The organism is Thermomonas sp. S9 (assembly GCF_024704365.1).
GTDB lineage: Bacteria > Pseudomonadota > Gammaproteobacteria > Xanthomonadales > Xanthomonadaceae > Thermomonas.
On sequence record NZ_JAJDFY010000001.1, the window covers coordinates 197,431 to 216,816 of the forward strand.

Sequence of the window (19,386 nt, forward strand, 5' to 3'; positions counted from 1 at the left end):
CCCCGCATTCTGACCCGGCTGCGCCCTGCTATCACCCGCACTTGCTATACCCACAATTCAAACAAGTCGCACACCCGTCCATCAGCACCAGCGCCTTGGTCGAACACTTGTGGCACATGGTCGCGGACGGCGGAAAGCTGGCGCCGTCGCCGGTGACGGCGATGTCTTCCGGGTGCTCCGCCGCGCTGCTCAGGCCGGACGGGCCGGATTCAGCGTTTTTTTGAGCGCTCCTCGAACTGCCTGCGCTTCTCGGCGATCAGTGCGCGGGTGTGCTCGCCCATCTCCGGGTCGTGCAGCAGGCCGATCGACTTCAGGTGGTCTTCGACGATGTGACCGAGCTCCGCCACCAGCGACGGCATATACACGCCGCCGGCCTTGAAGTAGCCGCCGCGCGGATCGAACACGGCCTTCATCTCCTCGACGATGAAGGTGACGTCGCCACCCTTGCGGAACACGGCGGACATGATGCGGGTGAGCGCCACGATCCACTGGAAGTGCTCCATCGACTTGCTGTTGATGAAGATCTCGAACGGGCGACGGTGTTCGTGCTCGGTGCCGGCGTTGAGCACGATGTCGTTGATGGTCACGTACATGGCGTGCTCCACCAGCGGCGACTTGATCTTGTAGGTGCTGCCGATCAGGACGTCCGGGCGCTCGATGCGCTCGTGCATCTGGATCACGTTGTCGTCGGGGGCGGCGGCCGGCGCGGCGGTCTCCGCGGCCTTGGCGCTCTCCTTCGCCTTGTCGTCCGGGGTGACGACGGCATAGCCCTTGATTTTCTTCTCGATCCTGACGGTCATGGTCCTGACTCTGGCGGTCTGTGCGTTGCGGGTTGCGCGCCACGCCCGGCACGGCCGGGCGGGCGCAAAGGGACGGCTTATTTGCGGGCGGCCTTCTTGGCAGCCTTCTTGGCGACGGCCTTCTTGGCGGGCGCCTTCTTCGCCACCTTCTTCACGGCCTTCTTGGCAGCCTTCTTGGCGACGGCTTTCTTGGCGGCGACTTTCTTCACCGCCTTCTTGACGGCCTTCTTCGCCGCCGGCTTCTTGGCCGCGACTTTCTTCACCGCTTTCTTGGTGGCGGCCTTCTTGGCGGCGACCTTTTTCTTCAGCGCGGCCACTTCCTTCTTGGCGTCCTTGCTGGCGGCTTCGAGCTTCTTCTTGGCCCTGGCCACGGTCTTGCCGACCGCCTTCCTGGCCTTGGCCACGTTGGTCTTCACCTTCTTCTCGGCCGACTTCGCAGCCTTCTTCACCTTCGCCACGGTGGCGCTGGCGGTGGTGGCCATCGCGCCGCCGACTTCCGCAACCTTCTCTTTCGCAGTTTCAACGGCATCCGACAGGGCTGCCGTCACTCCATCTCCATTGCTCATAGGCCCTCCTCAAGGGCGTGGTTGGTGGGTACCGCAGCGCGATCCTATACCCGGAAACGGCGCGCGTGCAGCAGGCGGCGCGGTTGTCCGCGCGCGCCGCCGCGGGCGCGTTCAGAACTTGCCGTAATAGCCTTCCTTGAGGGCGTCGAACAGGTTGGCCGCGGTGTGCAGCTCGCCGTCGTATTCGATCTGCTCGTTGCCTTTCACTTCGACCACGCTGCCGTCTTCCAGCTCGAAGCGGTAGGTGGTGTTCTCGAGGTCGGTTTCCTTGACCAGCACGCCCTGGAAGGCGGCCGGGTTGAAGCGGAAGGTGGTGCAGCCCTTCAGGCCCTGCTGGTAGGCGTAGCGGTAGATGTCCTTGAAGTCCTCGTACGGGTAGTCCGTGGGGACGTTCGCGGTCTTGGAGATGGAGGAATCCACCCATTTCTGCGCCGCAGCCTGCACGTCCACGTGTTCCTTCGGGCTGATGTCGTCGGCGGCGATGAAATAATCGGGCAGACGGGCGGCCGGATCCTCGGCGTAGGGCATCGCCTTCGGGTTGACCAGCGTGCGGTAGGCCAGCAGCTCGAAGGAGAACACGTCCACCTTCTCCTTGGTCTTCTTGCCCTCGCGGATCACGTTGCGGCTGTAGTGGTGGGCGAAGCTCGGTTCGATGCCGTTGCTGGCGTTGTTGGCCAGCGACAGCGAGATGGTGCCGGTGGGTGCGATGGAGCTGTGGTGGGTGAAGCGCGCGCCGACCTCGGCCAGCTCCTCCACCAGTTCCGGCGCGACCTCGGCCACCTTCTGCATGTAGCGGCTGTAGCGCGCGTGCAGGGTCTTGCCCTGGATCTCCTGGCCGATCTTCCAGCCGTCGCGCGCCATCTCCGGGCGCTTGCGCAGCATCTCGGCGGTGACCGTGAACACCTCGTCCATGATCGGGGCCGGGCCCTTCTCGCGCGCCAGCGCCAGCCCGGTTTCCCAGCCGGCAAGTGCCATCTCGCGGGCGACGCGCTCGGTGAACTCGCACGACTCCTGGCTGCCGTACTTCATCTTGAGCATGGTCATGGTGCTGCCCAGGCCCAAAAAGCCCATGCCGTGGCGGCGCTTGCGCATGATCTCGTCGCGCTGCTGCTGCAAGGGAAGCCCGTTGACCTCCACCACGTTGTCCAGCATGCGGGTGAACACGCGCACCACTTCCTTGTATTCCTCCCAGTCGAACGTGGCCTGGTCGGTGAAGGGATGCTTGACGAACTTGGTCAGGTTGACCGAGCCCAGCAGGCAGGCGCCGTACGGCGGCAGCGGCTGCTCGCCGCAGGGGTTGGTGGCGCGGATGGTCTCGCACCACCAGTTGTTGTTCATCTCGTTGACGCGGTCGATCAGGATGAAGCCCGGCTCGGCGTAGTCGTACGTCGAGACCATGATCATGTCCCACAGGTGGCGGGCGCGGATGTGGCCGTAGATCTTGCAGGCCACCAGGCCGTCCTCGCGGGCGATGTAGTTGCGGTGGGTGGGCCACTCGCGCCACACCACCTGGGCCGGGTCATCGAGGTCGACGTCGCCCTTTTCCTTGATGTTCACCGGGAACACCAGCGGCCAGTCGGCGTCGTGTTCCACCGCCTGCATGAAGCCGTCGGTGATCAGCAGGGACAGGTTGAACTGGCGCAGCCGGCCGTCCTCGCGCTTGGCGCGGATGAAGTCCTTCACGTCCGGATGCGACACATCGAAGGTGCCCATCTGCGCGCCGCGGCAGCCGCCGGCGGAGGACACGGTGAAGCACATCTTGTCGTAGATATCCATGAAGGACATCGGGCCGGAGGTGTAGGCACCGGCGCCGGCCACGAACGCGCCGCGCGGGCGCAGGGTGCTGAACTCGTAGCCGATGCCGCAGCCGGCTTTCAGGGTCAGGCCGGCCTCGTGCACCTTGTCCAGGATGCCGTCCATCGAGTCTTCGATCGTGCCGGAGACGGTGCAGTTGATGGTCGAGGTGGCGGGCTTGTGCTCCTGCGCGCCGGCGTTGGAGGTGATGCGGCCGGCGGGGATGGCCCCGCGGCGCAGCGCCCAGGTGAAGCGCTCCTGCCAGTACTGCTGCAGCTCGGCGGTGGGCTCGGCCTCGGCCAGCGCCTTGGCGACGCGCCTGTAGGTGCCGTCGATATCGGCATCCAGCGGCACCCCCTGCTTGGTCTTCAGGCGGTACTTCTTGTCCCAGATGTCCACCGACGCCGGCTGCATCGGGATGTCCTGATTCGCGTCCGTGGTCACCGCTTCAAGCCTCGCCGTGCTCATGCCCTTCGACTCTCCTGTGTCGTTATAGACCCGCGCTGGCGGATCCGCTGCCCATGCCCCGCCCCCGGCGTCCGGCGGCGGCGGCGACGCAGGCCGCGCACGATGCGCGCAGCCTGCCAATGCTTCATTTTGGTGGCGTCACCGCCGGTTCTTGCTTCGTCACGCGCCGCTCCCCTGCCGACGTCGTTGCCCTCGGCTCGGCCCCCTGCGCCACTAGCCTTGGGATTTCCTGCAAAACCAACCACAAGATGTTGTGGCCAACCCGCAAGACCATAGCCACGCCTCCAACCCAAGTCAACGCGAAAATCGCACCGCCCCCGGCTTGCAATCCCGCGCCCGCCGCTGACACCCGCCCAGAATGCGTGTTCCACGCGATCCGGCACGCCTCCGGCGTGGAACTGAATACGTGCAAAACCCGCACCCGCCGGATGCTGCAGTGCAATGCCCACCCTCCCGCTGGCGATGGCCCGCCCCTTCAGCCACGATTGCGCAAGCCGCGGCGGGTCTCGGCAATACTTGCGGCCTGGCCCGCCGTTGCTTCCGATCGCCGCGCATGAAGACCGCCACCAAGACCCTGCTCGCCCTGACCGTCGCCGCCGCGTTCGGCGGCTTTGCCGCCACCGGGCTGAACCTGCTGCTGGAGCAGCCGGCGCGTGCCGCGGCGACCACCCCGGCGGTGCCGGCGGCCGGCGGCACCCTGCCGGCGGCGGTGGCGGGCACCCCGGTGCCATCACTGGCGCCGATGCTCAAGCGCGTGCTGCCGGCGGTGGTCAGCGTGAACACCAAGCAGGTGGTGCGGGTGAACACGCCGTTCGGCGACGACCCCGTCTTCCGCCGCATCTTCGGCATCCCGGCCGAGCGCATCGCGCAGTCGCTGGGCTCGGGCGTGATCGTGGACGCCCAGCGCGGGCTGGTGCTGACCAACAACCACGTGGTCGAGGACGCCGACGAGGTGCAGGTGACCCTGGCCGATGGGCGCAGCCTCAAGGCCCAGTTCGTCGGCAACGACCCCGACACCGACATCGCGCTGATGCGGATCCCGGCGCAACGCCTGACCGCGATCCCGCTGGCCGACAGCGACAAGCTGCAGATCGGCGATTTCGTGGTGGCGATCGGCAATCCGTTCGGCGTGGGGCAGACGGTGACCTCGGGGATCGTGTCCGCGGTGGGCCGCAACAACCTGCCCGGCGCCGGCTACCAGAACTTCATCCAGACCGATGCCAGCATCAACCCCGGCAACTCCGGCGGTGCGCTGGTCAACCTCAACGGCGAGCTGGTCGGCATCAACACCGCCAGCTTCAACCCGCGTGGCTCGATGGCCGGCAACATCGGGCTGGGCTTCGCGATTCCCTCCAACCTCGCGCACCGGGTGATGGACCAGCTGCTGGCCGGCGGCGTGGTGCGCCGCGGCACCCTCGGCATCGACACCCAGGACGTGGACGCGCGGCTGGCGCAGGGCCTGGGCCTGGCCGAGGCGCGCGGCGCGGTGGTGACCCGGGTGTTCCCGGGCTCGGCCGCGGGCGCCGCCGGGCTGAAGGTGGGCGACGTGGTGGTGGCCGCCAACGGCCAGCCGATCGACAACGCCGAGGCGCTGCGCAACTTCCAGGGCCTGCAGGCACCGGACGCCACCGTGGTGCTGGAGGTGCGCCGCGACGGCAAGCCGCTGCGCATCACCAGCGGCCTGCGCGAGGCACCGAAGGCGCTGGACGGCGGCCAGCTGGATCCGCGCCTGGCCGGCGCGCGCTTCGCGGAACTGCCCGAATCGCTGCGCCGGCAGGGCCTGGCCGGGGTGCTGGTGGAGCAGGTGCAGCGCGGCAGCCGCGCCGCCCAGAACGGACTGCAACCCGGCGACGTGGTGCTGGCCGCCAGCAGCGGCGCGTTCAGCGATCTCACCGGATTCCGTGCCACCCTGTCCGCGCCGGTGCCGCAGCTGGTGCTGCGGGTGCTGCGCGGCAACGCCAGCGGACAGCTGCCGATGCGCTGACCCCGGCGTTGACGCCCTCCATGCAGCGCCGGTGCGACACTGCCGGCGCGGTTCCCTTTCACCCCCGAGGACGCAGCAGATGAGCGAGCACACCGAAGCAGTCAAGAGCAACCTGGGCGAGGCCGGCGCGCACCTGAAACAGGCCGCCAGCGCCGCCGGTGGCGCGGTGAAGAACGCCGCCAGCGCGGCCGGCGACGAGCTGCGCCTGGGCAAGGCGCAGGTGAAGGCCGAGCTGGCCGACGGCGCGGTGGCCGGGCTGGGCGCGGCCGAGCACCTGGGCGGCGCCGCCGGCGAGCAGATGAACGCACTGATGGACAAGGGCCGCGACCTGCTGGACAGCGCTTCCGAGCTGATCCGCGAGCGTCCGCTGGTGGCGTTCGGGGTGGCGTTCGCCGCCGGTTTCATCCTGTCCAAGCTCGCCCGCAGCGACAAGTAAGCCGCCGATGGCCACCGGGGAGCCGCGGCAGGCCGCGGGCGAAGACGCCGGCGCGGGGCAGGCCGACGCGCATGCGGGCACGGCGGCGGGCGTGGCCGACAGCCTGCGCGCGCTGGGCGCGGAAGGCCGCGCCGGGCTGCGCGCCAGCCGCGATGCGCTCAAAGCGCTGCGGCTGCTGGTGGCGGCCGACATCGCGCTGGCGCGCGCCGCGCTGATCCGCGCGCTGGTCGCCGTCGCGCTGGCGGTGATCTTCGGCGGTTCGGCCTGGCTGCTGCTGATGGCGGCGCTGATCGCGGCGCTGCAGGCGCTGGGGCTGTCGTGGCTGGCGGCCCTGCTGGCGTGCGCACTGCTCAGCCTGGCGGTCACCGCGGCGTGCGCGCTGGCGGCGATGCGCTATTTCGAGTACAGCAGCCTGCGCGCCACCCGCCGCCAGCTGGCGCGCCTGGGGTTGGACGCGCTCGCCGAGCTGGACGCGCTGCTGCGCCGCGACGCGCAGGAGCCGCCGGCTACGAATGCCGATACGTCCGGCGGCGATGCCAATGGAGATGGCCGTGGCGACAACCACGCCCGACCGAACGGAGCCCCCGCGCCATGAGCCTCGACCGCGGCTTCGATGCCCTCCGACGGCGCGTGCAGCACGCCGAGCACGCGCTGACCGTGCGCGAACGGCGCGCGCAGCGCCAGTGGCAGCGCCTGCAGTCCACCTGGCGCGCGGCCTGGACGCCAGGACGGATCCTCGTGATCGGCCTGGCCCTGGGCTTCGCCAGCGGCCGCGCGCGCCCGCTGCGGCTGGCCGGCGAAGGCGGCCTGCTCGGCGCACTGCGCGCCCTCGGCCCGCTGCTGGCCACCCTCGACGCGGTGCGCGCCGCCACAACCCGTGACAGCCGCGCCGCCCCACCCGCGGACTGATCGCCTGCCGTGCGCCGCCTCCGCCACGGCGGCCTACAATGCAGACGTGAACCCGTCCATCCGCGCCCTGACTTTCGACCTCGACGACACCCTGTGGCCGTTCGCCCCGATCGGGGAGCGCATCGAGAATGCGCTGCACGCCTGGTTCCTCGAACACAGCCCGCGCACCGCCGAGCGCTTCCCGATCGAGGAGATGCGCGCCCTGCGCGCGCGGGTGTTCGCGGAATTTCCCGAGCACGCGCACGATCTCGGCCTGCTGCGGCGGCTGACGATCGAGCGCGCGCTGCGCGAGAGCGGCGACGACCCCGCGCTGGCCAGCGCGGCCTACGCGATCTTCTTCCGCGAGCGCAACCACGTGGAGTTCTATCCCGACGCGCAGGACGGCCTGCGCCGGATCGCCGCGCGGTGGCCGATCGCCGCGCTGACCAACGGCAACGCGGACCTGGCGGTGATCGGCATCGCCGGGCTGTTCCGCTTCCAGCTCGGCGCGCGCGAATACGGCGCGCCCAAACCCGACGCCGGCCTGTTCCATGAAGCCTGCCGCCGGCTCGGGTTCGCCCCGGAGCAGGTCATGCACGTGGGCGATCATCCGCAGATGGACATCGCCGGCGCGACCCACGCCGGCCTGCACACCTGCTGGATCGACCGCGGCGATCACGCCTGGCCCGCCGACCTGCCGCCCGCGGAACTGCGCGTCACCACCCTGACCGCGCTGGCCGACTGGCTGGAGGCCGGCGCCCATTCCGAGGCCTCTACATGACCCTGCCCGACGGCTACACCACCGACCTGTCCGCCGCGCTGCCGCTGCATGCGGTGAGCAAGGCCACGTTCCCGGCCTGGCTGCAGGCGCAGGCCGCGCCGGTGCAGGCCTGGCTGGCGGCGCAGCGCTTCGACGGCGCGCCCGGCCGCGCCTGCAGCTGGCCGGATGCCGCCGGCCGCGCGGCGGGAGCGGTGCTGGGCGTGGATGACCTCCACGACCCGTTCGCCTGGGCGCATGCCCCGCGCGCGCTGCCCGCGGGCGACTGGCAGGTGGCGTCCGAACTCGATGACGGCGCACGCCACGCGCTGCAGCTGGGCTGGGGCCTGGGCCGCTACCGCTTCGCCCGCTACAAGGCGCAGCCGGCCCCGGCGGCGCGGCTGGCCGCGGACGGCTTCGATGCCGAGACATTCGACCTGCTCGCCGCCTGCGTGCGCGTGCGCGACCTGGTCAACACGCCCACCGAGCACATGGGCCCGGACGAGCTGGAAGCGGCCGCGCGCGGACTCGCGCAGGCGCACGGCGCGACGGTCGATGTCATTGCCGGCGACGCCCTGCTGGCGCAGCACTACCCGGCCATCCACGCGGTGGGCCGCGCCTCGCACCGCGCGCCGCGCCTCATCGAACTCACCTGGGGCGAGGCGGCGCATCCGCACGTGGCGATCTGCGGCAAGGGCGTGTGCTTCGACACCGGCGGGCTGGACCTCAAGGCCGCCGCCGGCATGCGCAACATGAAGAAGGACATGGGCGGCGCCGCGCACGCGCTGGCGCTGGCCGGGCTGGTGATGGCGCGCAGGCTGCCGCTGCGGCTCACCCTGCTGGTGGCCGCGGTGGAAAATGCCATCGGCCCGAACGCGCTGCGCCCCGGCGAGGTCATCGCCACCCGCAAGGGCGTGAGCGTGGAGATCGACAACACCGATGCCGAAGGCCGGCTGATCCTCGCCGACGCCCTGGCCCGCGCCTGCGAACTTTCGCCCGACCTGCTGCTGGATTTCGCCACCCTCACCGGCGCCGCGCGCGTCGCGCTGGGGCCGGACCTGCCCGCGCTGTACGCCAACGACGAGGCGCTGGCGCAGGACTGGCTGGCCGCCGGCCAGCAGGTGCGCGACCCGCTGTGGCGGATGCCGTTGTGGCGGCCGTACCTGCGCTACCTCACCAGCGGTATTGCGGACCTGGCCAACAGCAGCAACACCACGATGGCCGGCAGCGTCACCGCCGCGCTGTACCTCGAGCGCTTCGTCGAGGACGGCGTGCGCTGGGGCCACGTGGACGTGTACGCATGGAACGACGGCGACCGCCCCGGCAAGCCGGCCGGCGGCGAGGCGCAGGGCCTGCGCGCCGCCTACGTGCTGCTGAAGGCGCGCGCGGCGGGTTGAGCGCGCGCAGACGGCTTTTCAACTCCCACGCAACAGCGGCGCAAGCTGGCGCAGGCCGGCTGCGGTCGCCGGTCCGACCAGCGCAAACGCGGTTCCGCCTTCGACCCAGTACTGCGCCAACAGGCGCCCGTCCCGGCGCTCCCCGGCGCGGTGAAGCGCGGCGTGCGCGGCCGCAGGTAGATGGCGATGGGGGTTCCCGCAGCGTCCCGATACAACAGCATGGCCGCTGGCCCCTCCGGGGTGGACAACAAACGCCCCCCGCCAGCGCATAGCCCTGGGACGTCAGTTCGGGGATGACGCCAGCACCGCCGAAATGGGTGCGCAGCCAGGCCTGCAAGGCCGCGCGGCTGCCGCCATCGAATGCGACCGGTGCATCCTCTGTCGCGAACACACGGTAGGCCGCGACCGCGTCCGCCATCGGAGGCGCCAGTGCCATGTCATGCCGGGCGTGCAGCTGCCAGCCGCCCAGGAGGCCCAGTCCAAGCGCCGCCACCAACCCCGCCGCGATGCCGGCGCGGGCACGGCGGCGTTCGGCCAATCGCCGTCGCACTGCCTGCACCCGCAGCTGCGGTGCGTCGGGCAAGCGGCCGGCAAAGCCCGCTCGGAGGGCGGCCGCATCCCGACGCCACGCAGCGATGCGCGCCATCTCCTGCGGATGGGACCGCAACCAGGCCTCGACCGCGGCCTGCCGCGCAGCCGGCAATTGGCCATCCAGCCAGGCATGCAAGTCGTGCTCGTGGATGTCATCGTTCATAACACGCTTCTCAGATTGCGCCCTGCTGCAGGTGGTTCCTCCGCGAAGGCGCGCAAGCGCGCGCGGGCGCGCGCCAGGCGCGACATCACGGTGCCAACGGGAATGCCGAGCGCCGCAGCGGCCTCGCGGTAGCCAACCCCCTCCACCACGACCAGCACCAGCACCGCCCGCTGCTCCGCCGGCAAGCGGGAAAACGCCGCCAACTGCTCGCGCCCGGCATGCACCTGCTCAGGGGATGGCACGTGATCGTCGTCCGCGCCGCCACCCGCCGCGAACAGCTGGCGCCATCGGCTCCAGCGCGCCTGCCGTCGGCATTCGTCCAGGAACCGCCGATACAGGATCGCGAACAACCACGGCTGCAGCGCCTGCGCGCGGCGGCCGCGCCAACCCGCCAGCGCACGCTCCAAGGTCGCCTGCACGAGATCGTCGGCATCCGCCGCATCCTTGCACAAGGCGCGCGCGAACCGCCGCAGCGACGGCAATGCCTCCTCCAACGCCCGCGCCTGTTCTTCTGCATCCATCCCGCCGGACTCCGTGGGGTGTGGCTGTAAAACGTCCCGGCGCGGCGTTTATTCCATTGCCGAGGCCGATGCCGCAGCACGCCAGCCGCGCCCGTGGCCGTTGCGATTCCGGTGGAATAACCGCCCTGCAGCGGCGTCACACCCATGTTCCATTCCGGGAAACCCGCATGTCCAGCCTGCCCCCTCGTCTCCTCCGCGCCTTGCCACTGCTTGCCATCGCCGCAATCCTCTTCTTCCTGGCCGGCGCGTTCGCCTGGACCGCCGGCTGGATTCCCGGCCAGCGGTTGACCGCGCAGCGTTTCACCGATGCCCTCGAAGCCGGCAACGGCGGCATCCATCCGGGATTCCGGCGGGCTCACGCGAAAGGCGTCTGCATCAGCGGACGTTTCGTGAGTAGCGGCGCCGGCGCGGCGTTGACCCGCGCCGGCATGCTGGCACCGGGTGCGGTGACCCCGGTGCTCGGCCGCCTTTCGATCGGCGGCGGCGATCCGCACGCCCCCGACGCCACCACCCGGGTGCGCAGCATGGGCCTGCTGCTGTCCTCCGCGAATGGCCAGCAATGGCGGATGGCGATGAACAACTTCCCATTCTTCGCGGTCTCCACTCCGGAAGCCTTCTACGAGCAGGCCCTGGCCAACCGCCCGGACCCGGCGACCGGCAAGCCAGATCCCGCCAAGCTCGCTGCACTGCTGCAGCGGCATCCGGAAATCGCCAAGTTTCAGCAATGGGCGAAGACGGCGCCGTGGCCGGACAGCTGGGGCAATACCCAGTTCAATGGCGTCAATGCCTTCCGATTCAGCGATGGCCGCGGCAAAAGCCATTTCGTGCGCTGGTCGATGCAGCCGCAACTCGCGTTTGCGCCGATGGAGGCGGCCCGCCGCGCCGAGGCCGAGCCCGACTACCTGGCCGATGACCTGCGCACACGCCTTGCGCGCGGTCCGTTGCGCTGGGACCTGGTCCTGACGGTGGCCGCCGACGGCGATCCAATCACCGACCCCTCGCAGCCCTGGCCCTCCGATCGCCAGCGCGTGGTGGCGGGCACGCTGGAGATAGACGCGATGCAACCGCAAGCCAGCGGCGCCTGCCGCGACGTGAACTTCGACCCGACCGTGCTGCCGGCAGGCATCGCACCCTCCGCCGATCCCGTGCTGGCGGCGCGCGCCTCGGTCTATGCGCAGTCGTACAACCGCCGCGAGCGTGAAATCGCGCTGGGACAGGCCCCGGATGCCACCGCCAAGGAGCGTGCACGATGAGCACCCAGACCCCGTTCAATCCGCTGGCGCGCCTGCTGCACTGGGGCATGGCCGCGATGCTGTTGGCGATGCTGTTCGTCGGTGTCGGCATGGTCGCCTCGATCGCCCAGCGCGAATGGTTGATCGCACTCCACCGCCCGCTCGGCATCGCGATCCTCGTGCTCGTGCTGGTGCGCATCGGGAACCGGCTGCGCCATCCACCCCCGCCGCTGCCGGCGGACCTGCCGCGCTGGCAGGCGCACGCGGCGCACCTTTCGCATTGAGCTTGCTGTACGCGCTGATGCTGGCGCTACCGCTGCTGGGATGGGCGATGTTGTCCGCCGGCGGCTTCCCGGTGCAGATGACGCCGGCCTTGCAGCTGCCGCCGATCGCTCCGGTCGATCCGCTGCTGTATGCATGGCTGCGCTGGCTGCATGGCAGTCTCGCGTTCGCGCTGTTCGCCCTGGTGTTGCTGCATATCGCTGCGGCGCTGTACCACGCCTGGGTGCGTCGCGACGGCGTGTTTTCCGCCATGGCGGGCCGTGGCCGCTCGCCACGGGAAGAGTGAGCGCGCGCTACAGCCAGCCCTTCTGGCGCGCGAGGCGGTAGGCCTCGATGCGGTTGCCGACGCCGAGCTTGCCGATCGCCTCGGACAGGTAGTTGCGCTCGGTGCCGTGCGAGAGGTTCAGGCGCTGCGCGATCTCGCCCGCGGACAGGCCTTCGCCGGCCAGGCGCAGGGCCTGGCGCTCGCGTTCGCTGAGCGGATCGGCCTCGCCCCAGGTCTGAAGCGCCAGCTGCGGGTCGATCGCGCGGCCGCCGCGGTGGACGTTGCGCAGGGCCTGTGCCAGCTGCTCGGCCGGGGCGTCCTTCAGCAGGTAGCCGCGCACGCCGGCGTCCAGCGCGCGCCGGAGGTAGCCAGCGCGGGCGAAGGTGGTGATCACCACCACCTTCACCGGCAGTTCGTGGCGGGCGATCCGCTGCGCCAGCTCCAGCCCGGTGAGGCCGGGCATTTCGATGTCGGTCAGCAGCAGGTCGGGGCGATGCCGCTGCAGCGCGCGCCAGGCCGTCTCGCCGTCGCCCACCGCGGCCACCACCTCGAGGTCGGATTCCATCCCCAGCAGCGCCGCCAGCGCGCTGCGCAGCATGGTCTGGTCTTCGGCGAGCAGGATCCGGATCATCGCGCGGGCAGGCAACGGGAGGGCGCGGGAAGGGAGCCAGACCTTAGCAGGTCGGTGCGGCCGGCAGGGCTGGACTTTCCGCCAGCGGGATGCGGATTTCCACGCAGGTGCCGGCCTGCGCGCTGCTGTCCAGCCGCAGGCGCCCGCCGAGCGCGCGCACGCGCTCGCGCATGCCGGACAGGCCGTTGCCGGGCACCAGTTCGCCGCCGCGGCCGTCGTCGCGAATGCGCAGCAGCAGCTCGCCGGCCTCGCGCGTGAACAGCGCCTGCGCGCTGCGTGCGCGCGCATGCCGCTGGACGTTGGTGGCCGCCTCGCGCAGGCACATCGCCAGCGCGGTCTCGGCCGCGGCCGGCAGCGGTTGCGCGGAAAACGCCTCGTCCAGCTGGTAGTCGAAGGCGATGCCGTCGCTTTCCAGCAGCAGCTTGGCGGCGGCCAGCTCGGCGGCGATCCCGGCCGCGCGGATGCCGCTGACCGCGCCGCGCACCTGCGCCAGCGCCTCGCGCGCGACCTGGCTGACCGCGGCGATCTCCGCCTGCGCCGCCTGCGGGTCGCGCGCCAGCAGGCGGCCGGCGAGGTCGGACTTCAGCGCCACCATCGACAGCGTGTGCCCGAGCAGGTCGTGCAGATCGCGCCCGATGCGCTCGCGTTCGGCCAGCGCCGCCAGCCGCCGCACTTCCTCGTGCGAGAGCTTGAGGGCGGCGTCGCGCTGGCGGTTCAGGCGCTCGACGAAGGTGATGATGCCGATGATCGCGGTCACCGCCGGCATCCACACCAGCGCCACCCACGGATAGCCGATCAGGCGCGCATAGCCCATCAGCGCGAGGTTGCAGGCCAGCAGCCAGACCACGTAGCGGCGCAGCGTGCCGTTGCCGCGCGGCTGCAGCATCACGCAGCCGAACACGAAGTAGCTGAGCCCGGACGGATACCACGGCAGCAGTGCGAAGCACAGCAGCAGCATGCCCAGCGCGGCCAGGTGCGCGCGGCGCTCGCTGGCGCAGACACTGACCGTGTACAGCCACAGGAACAGCGGATACGACACCAGGGTCAGCAGCAGCCAGCGCCCGGTATAGCCGTACTCGCCGCCGGAAAAGGCCGGGGTGATGAACACCCACACCGACCACACCAGGTGGATGAAGCAGGTCCAGGCCGGGCGTTCCAGGCGCGCCTCGCGCGCGACCAGGGAATCCGGCGCCGGCGCGAAGTAGCGCGCCAGCCAGCCGCGCAGGCGTCGATCGAACCGATCGCCCATGCCGCTGCCAGTGTCTACGTCCATCGCGTCCCTCCCGCGGGCCAGGCGCGATCCTACTGCAGGCCGCACTTCAGCCGCGCCGGCGCAGGCGGCGCGCCGCCGAGCCACAGCAGTCCGGCGGTGAACGCGGCCAGCACCAGCACGTGCGGCCAGCACGCGCCGGTGTCGAAGCCCACTGCCGACAGCGCCAGCGCGTTCAGGTGGTAGCTCGGCCACACCGGCGCCAGCTGGCGCAGCAGCGGCGGCATCATCTGCAGCGGGAACCACAGGCCGGACAGGAACGCCATCGGCAGGTACACCATGTTCAGCAGCCCCGGCGCGCCCTGGCCCTTGAGCAGGGTGCCGATGAACAGGCCGAGCGCACAGAACGGCAGCACGCCCAGCGCATCCACCAGCAGCAGGGTGGCCATCTGCATCGGCACCAGCGGCGCGTGCGCGATGCCCACGGCCAGCACCAGCAGCAGCGCGCCCACCACCAGCGCCACCAGCACCGCCATCAGCATCTTGCCGAGCAGGTAGGCCCCGGGCGGCATCGGCAGCGCGCGCTTGAGGGTGAGCAGGCCGCCATCGCGCTCCAGCGCCAGCGACACCCCGAAGCCGAACAGCCCGGGCGCCATCACCCCGAAGGTGCTGTAGCTGCCCAGCATGTAGCGCGTGGCCTCGCTGCTGCCGTGGTTCAGCACCACCGCGAACATCAGATAAAACACGTTCGGGAACAGGATCACCGGCAGCAGGAAGCCGGGGTTGCGCAGGTAGCGGACGATCTCGCTGCGCGCCTCTTGCACGTAGGCGCCCAGCAGTCGCGCGCGCGGCAGCGCCGGCAGCATGGCCACGGTGGTCGCTGCCGGACTGGACGCCGGCGTGGATGACGGGATCGATGCAAGGGTCATGCAGCCTCCGCGACCTGCCCGGCGCTGGCCGCGCCGGTGAGTTCGGTGAACGCCTCGGCCAGCCCGGCCGCGCGCACTTCCAGCCCTGACAGCGCCGGGTCGGCGGCCAGCAGTCGGCGCAGCAGCTGTTCGGGGACGTCGCTGGACAGGCACAGGCGCTCGCCGTCGCGCGCGGCCTCCGCCACCTCCGGCCACGCCGCCAGTTCCGCCAGCGGCAGCGTGGTCGCGCACCACACCCGCTTGCGCGCGATCCGCGCGCGCAGCGCCTGCACGCTGCCCTCGCTCAGCAGCCGCCCGTGCGCGAGCACGCACACGCGGTCGGCCAGGGCCTCCGCCTCCTCCAGGTAATGGGTGGTGAGCACCACCCCGCAGCCGTCCGCCACCAGCGCGCGGATCGCCGCCCACAGCGCCTGCCGCGCCTGGATGTCGAGGCCGACGGTGGGCTCGTCGAGGAACAGCAGGCGCGGGTTGCCGCAGATCGCCAGCGCGAACTGCACGCGCCGCTGCTGGCCACCGGACAGCTTGCCGTAGGGCCGCGCCAGCAGGTCTTCGATGCCGGCCAGCGCGGCCACGTCGGCGATGCTGCGCGGCGCGGGATAATAGCTCGCGGTCAGCCGCAACAGCTCGCGCACCTTCAGGGTCGGCGGCAGCGCCGCTTCCTGCAGCATCACCCCGACGTGGCGGCGCGCGGCGATGTCCTGCGGATCGCGCCCGAACAGTTCGACGCTGCCGGCATCCGGGCGCGCCAGGCCCAGCAGCAGGCCGATCGCGGTGGTCTTGCCGGCGCCGTTCGGCCCCAGCAGCGCCAGCAGCTCGCCGCCGCGCAGCGCCAGGTCCAGGCCCTGCAGCGCAGGGATCGCGCCATGCCGCTTGTGCGCAGCGCGCAGGCAGGCCAGCAGCGGCCGCGCATCCGTCCCATGTCCGTCCATCGTAAGCCTCCGCGAAGATGGCGCCAGCATGCCGATGGCCCGCCCGTGCCTGCAGCCGCAGGCGTCAGGACATCCGGATGACAGCCATCACATGCTCGTCCGGAGCGCCCCGCGTAGGCTGTGTCACGATGGCGATGCAGCGCGGGCCGCAGCCGGGCCCACCGTTCCGCCACCCACCGGATTCCGACATGCCTTCCAACGCCGACCTCCTCCATTCCCTGAAGATCGACCGCACCGCACCGCCACCGCCGCCATCGCGCAAGGGGCTGTGGATCGCGCTGGCGGTGGCCGGCGCGGCGGTGCTGGCCCTCGCCGCCGGGCTCGCCCTGCGCGGCGGCCGGCCGGTGAGTGTGCAGGTGGCCGAGGCGACCGCGATCGGCGGCGGCGCGGCGTCCGCCCCTTCGGTGCTGGACGCCAGCGGCTACGTGGTGGCGCGGCGGATGGCCACGGTCTCGGCCAAGGTCACCGGCCGGGTGCGCGAGGTGCTGATCGAGGAAGGGCAGAAGGTCAAAGAAGGGCAGGTGCTGGCCCGGCTGGATCCTGTCGATGCTGAAGCCCAGCGCGCCCTGTCGGCCTCGCAGCTGGCTGCCTCGGAAAGCCAGATCGCCAGTGTGCAGGCACAGCTGACCCAGGCCGAAGCGGATGCTGCACGGCTGGCCACGCTGGTGCAGCAGTCGCTGGTCTCACGTGCGCAATACGAGCAGGCGCTGGCGCAGAGAGACACCCTGCGCGCCCAACTTGCCACCGCCCGGCGCAATGCACAGGTCGCCGCAGCATCGTTGCGGATCGCCGACAACGGCGTGGACAACACCGTGGTCCGTGCCCCGTTCGATGGGGTGATCATCGCCAAGGCGGCGCAGCCGGGCGAAATCGTTTCGCCGCTGTCGGCGGGTGGCGGCTTTACCCGCACCGGCATCGGCACCCTGGTGGATATGGAGTCACTGGAAGTCGAGGTCGAGGTCGGCGAGGCCTACATCGGCCGGGTCAAGCCGGGCATGCCGACCCAGACTGCGCTCAACGCCTATCCAGACTGGAAGATTCCCGGCAAAGTGATTGCCATCATTCCGGCCGCCGACCGCGGCAAGGCCACGGTGAAGGTGCGGGTCAGCCTGGACGCGCGAGGCGACCCGCGCGTCGTCCCCGACATGGGCGCACGCGTCAGCTTCCTGGAGGAGGCTGACGCGCAGCGGCGCAATGAAACTGAAACCACGGGTGTGTTGGTGCCGGCTGCAGCGATCGTCCGGCGCGGCGATAAGGACGTGGCGTTCGTGGTGAGTGGTGGCAAGGTCGTTGAGCGTCCACTCGTGCTGGGTCGCACGCTGGGCGATGACCGTCAGGTGTTGCGCGGGCTGAGCGCGGGTGAGCAGGTGGTGCTGGAGCCGCCGGAGACACTGGCGGATGGCATGCGCGTGACGCGAGCAGACGACGACGAAGAACAGCAGTAACCGCACGACCATCACGCCGGCAGACGCACCAGACGGTGCGCAGTGGCGGCCTTTCCAGGGAGTCGATCAATGTCAGCACTCGTCCGTATCCGTAACCTGCACAAGACCTACCAGCGTGGCCCGGAACAGATCGATGTGCTCAAGGGTCTCAACCTCGATATCGACGCCGGGGAGTTCGTGGCATTGATGGGCCCGTCGGGCTCCGGCAAGACCACGTTGCTCAATCTGATCGGCGGGCTGGATACGCCCAGCAGTGGTGAGATCGAAATCGCCGGGCAGCGGATCGATCGTCTGTCGTCCAGCCAGTTGGCGCAGTGGCGCAGCCGCCACGTGGGCTTTGTGTTCCAGTTCTACAACCTGATGCCCACATTGACGGCACTCAAGAATGTCGAGCTGCCACTGCTGCTGACATCGTTGTCGGCGGCGCAGCGGCGTCGTAATGCCGAGATCGCGCTTGAACTGGTGGGGCTGAAGGATCGGGCCCGGCACCGCCCCAACGAGCTGTCCGGTGGCCAGCAGCAGCGCGTGGCGATCGCCCGCGCCATCGTGTCTGATCCCACCCTGCTGATCTGCGACGAGCCAACCGGCGACCTCGACCGGCAATCGGCAGAGGACGTGCTGCAGCTGCTGCAGACGCTCAACCGCGAGCATGGCAAGACCATTGTGATGGTCACCCACGATCCCAAGGCCGCTGACCATGCCTCGCGCACGCTGCATCTGGACAAGGGCAGCTTGGTCGAACAGATCGAGCAGGCGGCCTAAGGGCGTTTTGATTACGACAGACGGGCTGCCGGCCAGGGAAGGTCGGCCTGCGAAACCACGCACGCACGCGATTGTTTCGCAAACGTCGCGTCTGGACATGGGCCAGGCGCGCCGTGGTGGACACGGCCAGGATGGAGGTGTTCAAGCCCTTCCCAACGCGAGGACACGACGATGAAGTATTTCCCTCTGGTGTGGGCGGCGCTGATGCGCAGCAAGACGCGCACGTTGTTGACCCTGCTGTCGGTCATGACCGCGTTTTTGCTGTTCGGCATGCTCGATTCGGTGCGTGTCGCCTTCAATTCCGGCGGCAGTGTGGCTGGCGCCAACCGCATGATCACCACGTCGCGGCTGTCGATCACGCAGATGCTGCCGTACCGGCTGGATGCGCAGATTCGCGCCGTGCCGGGTGTGAAGAAGGCGGCCTTTGCGGCATGGTTCGGCGGCATCTACCGCGACCCCAAGAACTTCTTTGCCAACTTCAGCGTCAGCCCGGACTATCTGGATCTGTATCCAGAGTTCAAGCTGCCGGCCGCGCAGAAGAAGGCCTGGCTGGCCGACCAGCGCGGCGCTATCGTCGGCGCAGCGTTGGCCAGGCAGTTCGGCTGGAAAGTGGGCGACACCATCCCGCTGCAGGCCACCATCTTCCCCACCCACGGCAGCAATGACTGGACGTTCGCGCTGCGCGGCATCTACACGGTGGCCGATCCGAAGCAGAAAGCGCAGGAGCGCGTGCTGTTCTTCCACTGGAAGTATTTCGACGAAGCCAACGACTACGTGAAGGGCCGGGTGGGCTGGTGGGTGATCGAGCCACAGAGCCCGGCACAGGCCGAGCAGGTGGCCCGCGCCATCGACCGGCTCAGCGAAAACTCCGATCACGAAACCAAAACCCAGAGCGAGGCGGCTTTCAATCAGGCGTTCGCCAAGCAGTTTGCGGACATCGGCCTGATCGTGTCGGCGATCATGGGCGCGGTGTTTTTCACCCTGTTGCTGTTGACCGGCAACACCATGGCGCAGGCGGTGCGCGAGCGCATCCCGGAGCTGGCGGTGCTCAAGACCATCGGATTCAGCGACCGCAGCGTGCTGGCAATGGTGCTGGCCGAGTCGGTGTTGCTGGTGGTGCTGGGCGGTTTGCTCGGCATGGTGCTGGCGGCGGCCATCGTGCCGATGGTCAGTGCTGCCAGCGGCGGGATGATCCAGTTGCCTGGGTTGTTGCCCCAGACCTGGGGAATGGGACTGGCGCTGATGGTGGCAATCGGCGTGGTGGTGGGCCTGTTGCCGGCGCTGCGCGGCATGCGCCTGAACATTGTCGATGCCTTGGCCGGACGTTGAGAGGACA

The 19,386-nt window shown here is 70.1% G+C and carries 17 protein-coding genes and 3 pseudogenes; 11 read left to right on the forward strand and 9 right to left on the reverse strand.

Translation table 11 applies throughout. From position 1 onward, the window contains the following. Window positions 1-31 precede the first annotated feature (31 nt). The 3 genes and pseudogenes from LJB71_RS01015 to LJB71_RS01025 form a co-directional block, all read right to left on the reverse strand. Window positions 32-800, reverse strand: a pseudogene (locus LJB71_RS01015) (NrdJb). 77 nt (window positions 801-877) lie between these two features. Beyond that, entirely contained in the window at window positions 878-1,366 is a 489-nt protein-coding gene (locus tag LJB71_RS01020; RefSeq protein WP_259302757.1) for a hypothetical protein, read from the reverse strand. Window positions 1,367-1,477: 111 nt separating this feature from the next. Further along, a complete protein-coding gene (locus LJB71_RS01025) occupies window positions 1,478-3,628 on the reverse strand; it encodes an adenosylcobalamin-dependent ribonucleoside-diphosphate reductase (protein ID WP_259302758.1) in 2,151 nt (716 codons plus the stop codon). 553 nt (window positions 3,629-4,181) lie between these two features. Here LJB71_RS01025 and LJB71_RS01030 point away from each other — a divergent pair. The 6 genes from LJB71_RS01030 (at window position 4,182) to LJB71_RS01055 (ending at window position 9,090) form a co-directional block, all read left to right on the forward strand. After that, a complete protein-coding gene (locus tag LJB71_RS01030) occupies window positions 4,182-5,612 on the forward strand; it encodes a Do family serine endopeptidase (protein WP_259302759.1) in 1,431 nt (476 codons plus the stop codon). Between the two features lie 79 nt (window positions 5,613-5,691). Beyond that, window positions 5,692-6,048, forward strand: coding sequence for a hypothetical protein (locus LJB71_RS01035; RefSeq protein WP_259302760.1), 357 nt, complete (start codon window positions 5,692-5,694; stop codon window positions 6,046-6,048). Window positions 6,049-6,055: 7 nt separating this feature from the next. Then, the gene (locus tag LJB71_RS01040) at window positions 6,056-6,643 is read left to right on the forward strand and encodes a phage holin family protein (RefSeq protein WP_259302761.1); all 588 of its coding nucleotides are present in this window, start codon (window positions 6,056-6,058) and stop codon (window positions 6,641-6,643) included. Beyond that, entirely contained in the window at window positions 6,640-6,957 is a 318-nt protein-coding gene (locus LJB71_RS01045; RefSeq protein WP_259302762.1) for a hypothetical protein, read from the forward strand. The genes LJB71_RS01040 and LJB71_RS01045 overlap by 4 nt, the downstream gene beginning before the upstream one ends. 46 nt (window positions 6,958-7,003) lie before the next feature. Continuing rightward, complete coding sequence (locus LJB71_RS01050) at window positions 7,004-7,717, forward strand: HAD-IA family hydrolase (RefSeq protein ID WP_259302763.1); 714 nt, start codon at window positions 7,004-7,006, stop codon at window positions 7,715-7,717. Continuing rightward, complete coding sequence (locus LJB71_RS01055; protein WP_259302764.1) at window positions 7,714-9,090, forward strand: leucyl aminopeptidase family protein; 1,377 nt, start codon at window positions 7,714-7,716, stop codon at window positions 9,088-9,090. Before LJB71_RS01050 ends, LJB71_RS01055 begins: the two co-directional genes overlap by 4 nt. 18 nt (window positions 9,091-9,108) lie before the next feature. On the opposite strand, the pseudogene LJB71_RS14460 reads toward LJB71_RS01055, so the two are convergent. Both LJB71_RS14460 and LJB71_RS01060 read right to left on the reverse strand, forming a co-directional pair. Beyond that, a pseudogene (locus LJB71_RS14460) lies at window positions 9,109-9,844 on the reverse strand (anti-sigma factor). Next, entirely contained in the window at window positions 9,841-10,365 is a 525-nt protein-coding gene (locus LJB71_RS01060) for a sigma-70 family RNA polymerase sigma factor (protein ID WP_259302765.1), read from the reverse strand. The pseudogene LJB71_RS14460 and the gene LJB71_RS01060 overlap by 4 nt, the downstream one beginning before the upstream one ends. 167 nt (window positions 10,366-10,532) lie before the next feature. Here LJB71_RS01060 and LJB71_RS01065 point away from each other — a divergent pair, with 167 nt between their 5' ends. Then, a complete protein-coding gene (locus LJB71_RS01065) occupies window positions 10,533-11,618 on the forward strand; it encodes a catalase family peroxidase (RefSeq protein ID WP_259302766.1) in 1,086 nt (361 codons plus the stop codon). A 68-nt stretch (window positions 11,619-11,686) separates the two neighbouring features. Next, window positions 11,687-12,165 (forward strand): annotated as a pseudogene (locus LJB71_RS01070) (cytochrome b/b6 domain-containing protein). A gap of 7 nt (window positions 12,166-12,172) precedes the next feature. Here the strand turns inward: LJB71_RS01070 and LJB71_RS01075 are convergent. The 4 genes from LJB71_RS01075 to LJB71_RS01090 are packed head-to-tail and all read right to left on the reverse strand — an operon-like array spanning window position 12,173 to window position 15,843. Beyond that, window positions 12,173-12,775 carry a response regulator transcription factor gene (locus LJB71_RS01075; RefSeq protein ID WP_259302767.1) on the reverse strand — a complete coding sequence of 201 codons (603 nt, stop codon included), beginning with the start codon at window positions 12,773-12,775 and terminating at the stop codon, window positions 12,173-12,175. Window positions 12,776-12,818: 43 nt separating this feature from the next. Continuing rightward, window positions 12,819-14,048 (reverse strand): sensor histidine kinase, encoded by a 1,230-nt coding sequence (locus LJB71_RS01080; protein WP_259302768.1) that lies wholly within the window; start codon window positions 14,046-14,048, stop codon window positions 12,819-12,821. 29 nt (window positions 14,049-14,077) lie between these two features. Continuing rightward, window positions 14,078-14,914 carry an ABC transporter permease gene (locus LJB71_RS01085; RefSeq protein ID WP_310649370.1) on the reverse strand — a complete coding sequence of 279 codons (837 nt, stop codon included), beginning with the start codon at window positions 14,912-14,914 and terminating at the stop codon, window positions 14,078-14,080. After that, complete coding sequence (locus LJB71_RS01090; protein ID WP_259302769.1) at window positions 14,911-15,843, reverse strand: ABC transporter ATP-binding protein; 933 nt, start codon at window positions 15,841-15,843, stop codon at window positions 14,911-14,913. The genes LJB71_RS01085 and LJB71_RS01090 overlap by 4 nt, the downstream gene beginning before the upstream one ends. A 188-nt stretch (window positions 15,844-16,031) precedes the next feature. Here LJB71_RS01090 and LJB71_RS01095 point away from each other — a divergent pair, with 188 nt between their 5' ends. The 3 genes from LJB71_RS01095 (at window position 16,032) to LJB71_RS01105 (ending at window position 19,379) form a co-directional block, all read left to right on the forward strand. Further along, window positions 16,032-17,288, forward strand: coding sequence for an efflux RND transporter periplasmic adaptor subunit (locus tag LJB71_RS01095; RefSeq protein WP_259302770.1), 1,257 nt, complete (start codon window positions 16,032-16,034; stop codon window positions 17,286-17,288). 69 nt (window positions 17,289-17,357) lie between these two features. After that, complete coding sequence (locus tag LJB71_RS01100) at window positions 17,358-18,050, forward strand: ABC transporter ATP-binding protein (protein WP_259302771.1); 693 nt, start codon at window positions 17,358-17,360, stop codon at window positions 18,048-18,050. A 171-nt stretch (window positions 18,051-18,221) separates the two neighbouring features. Then, window positions 18,222-19,379, forward strand: coding sequence for an ABC transporter permease (locus LJB71_RS01105; RefSeq protein ID WP_259302772.1), 1,158 nt, complete (start codon window positions 18,222-18,224; stop codon window positions 19,377-19,379). Window positions 19,380-19,386 lie beyond the last annotated feature (7 nt).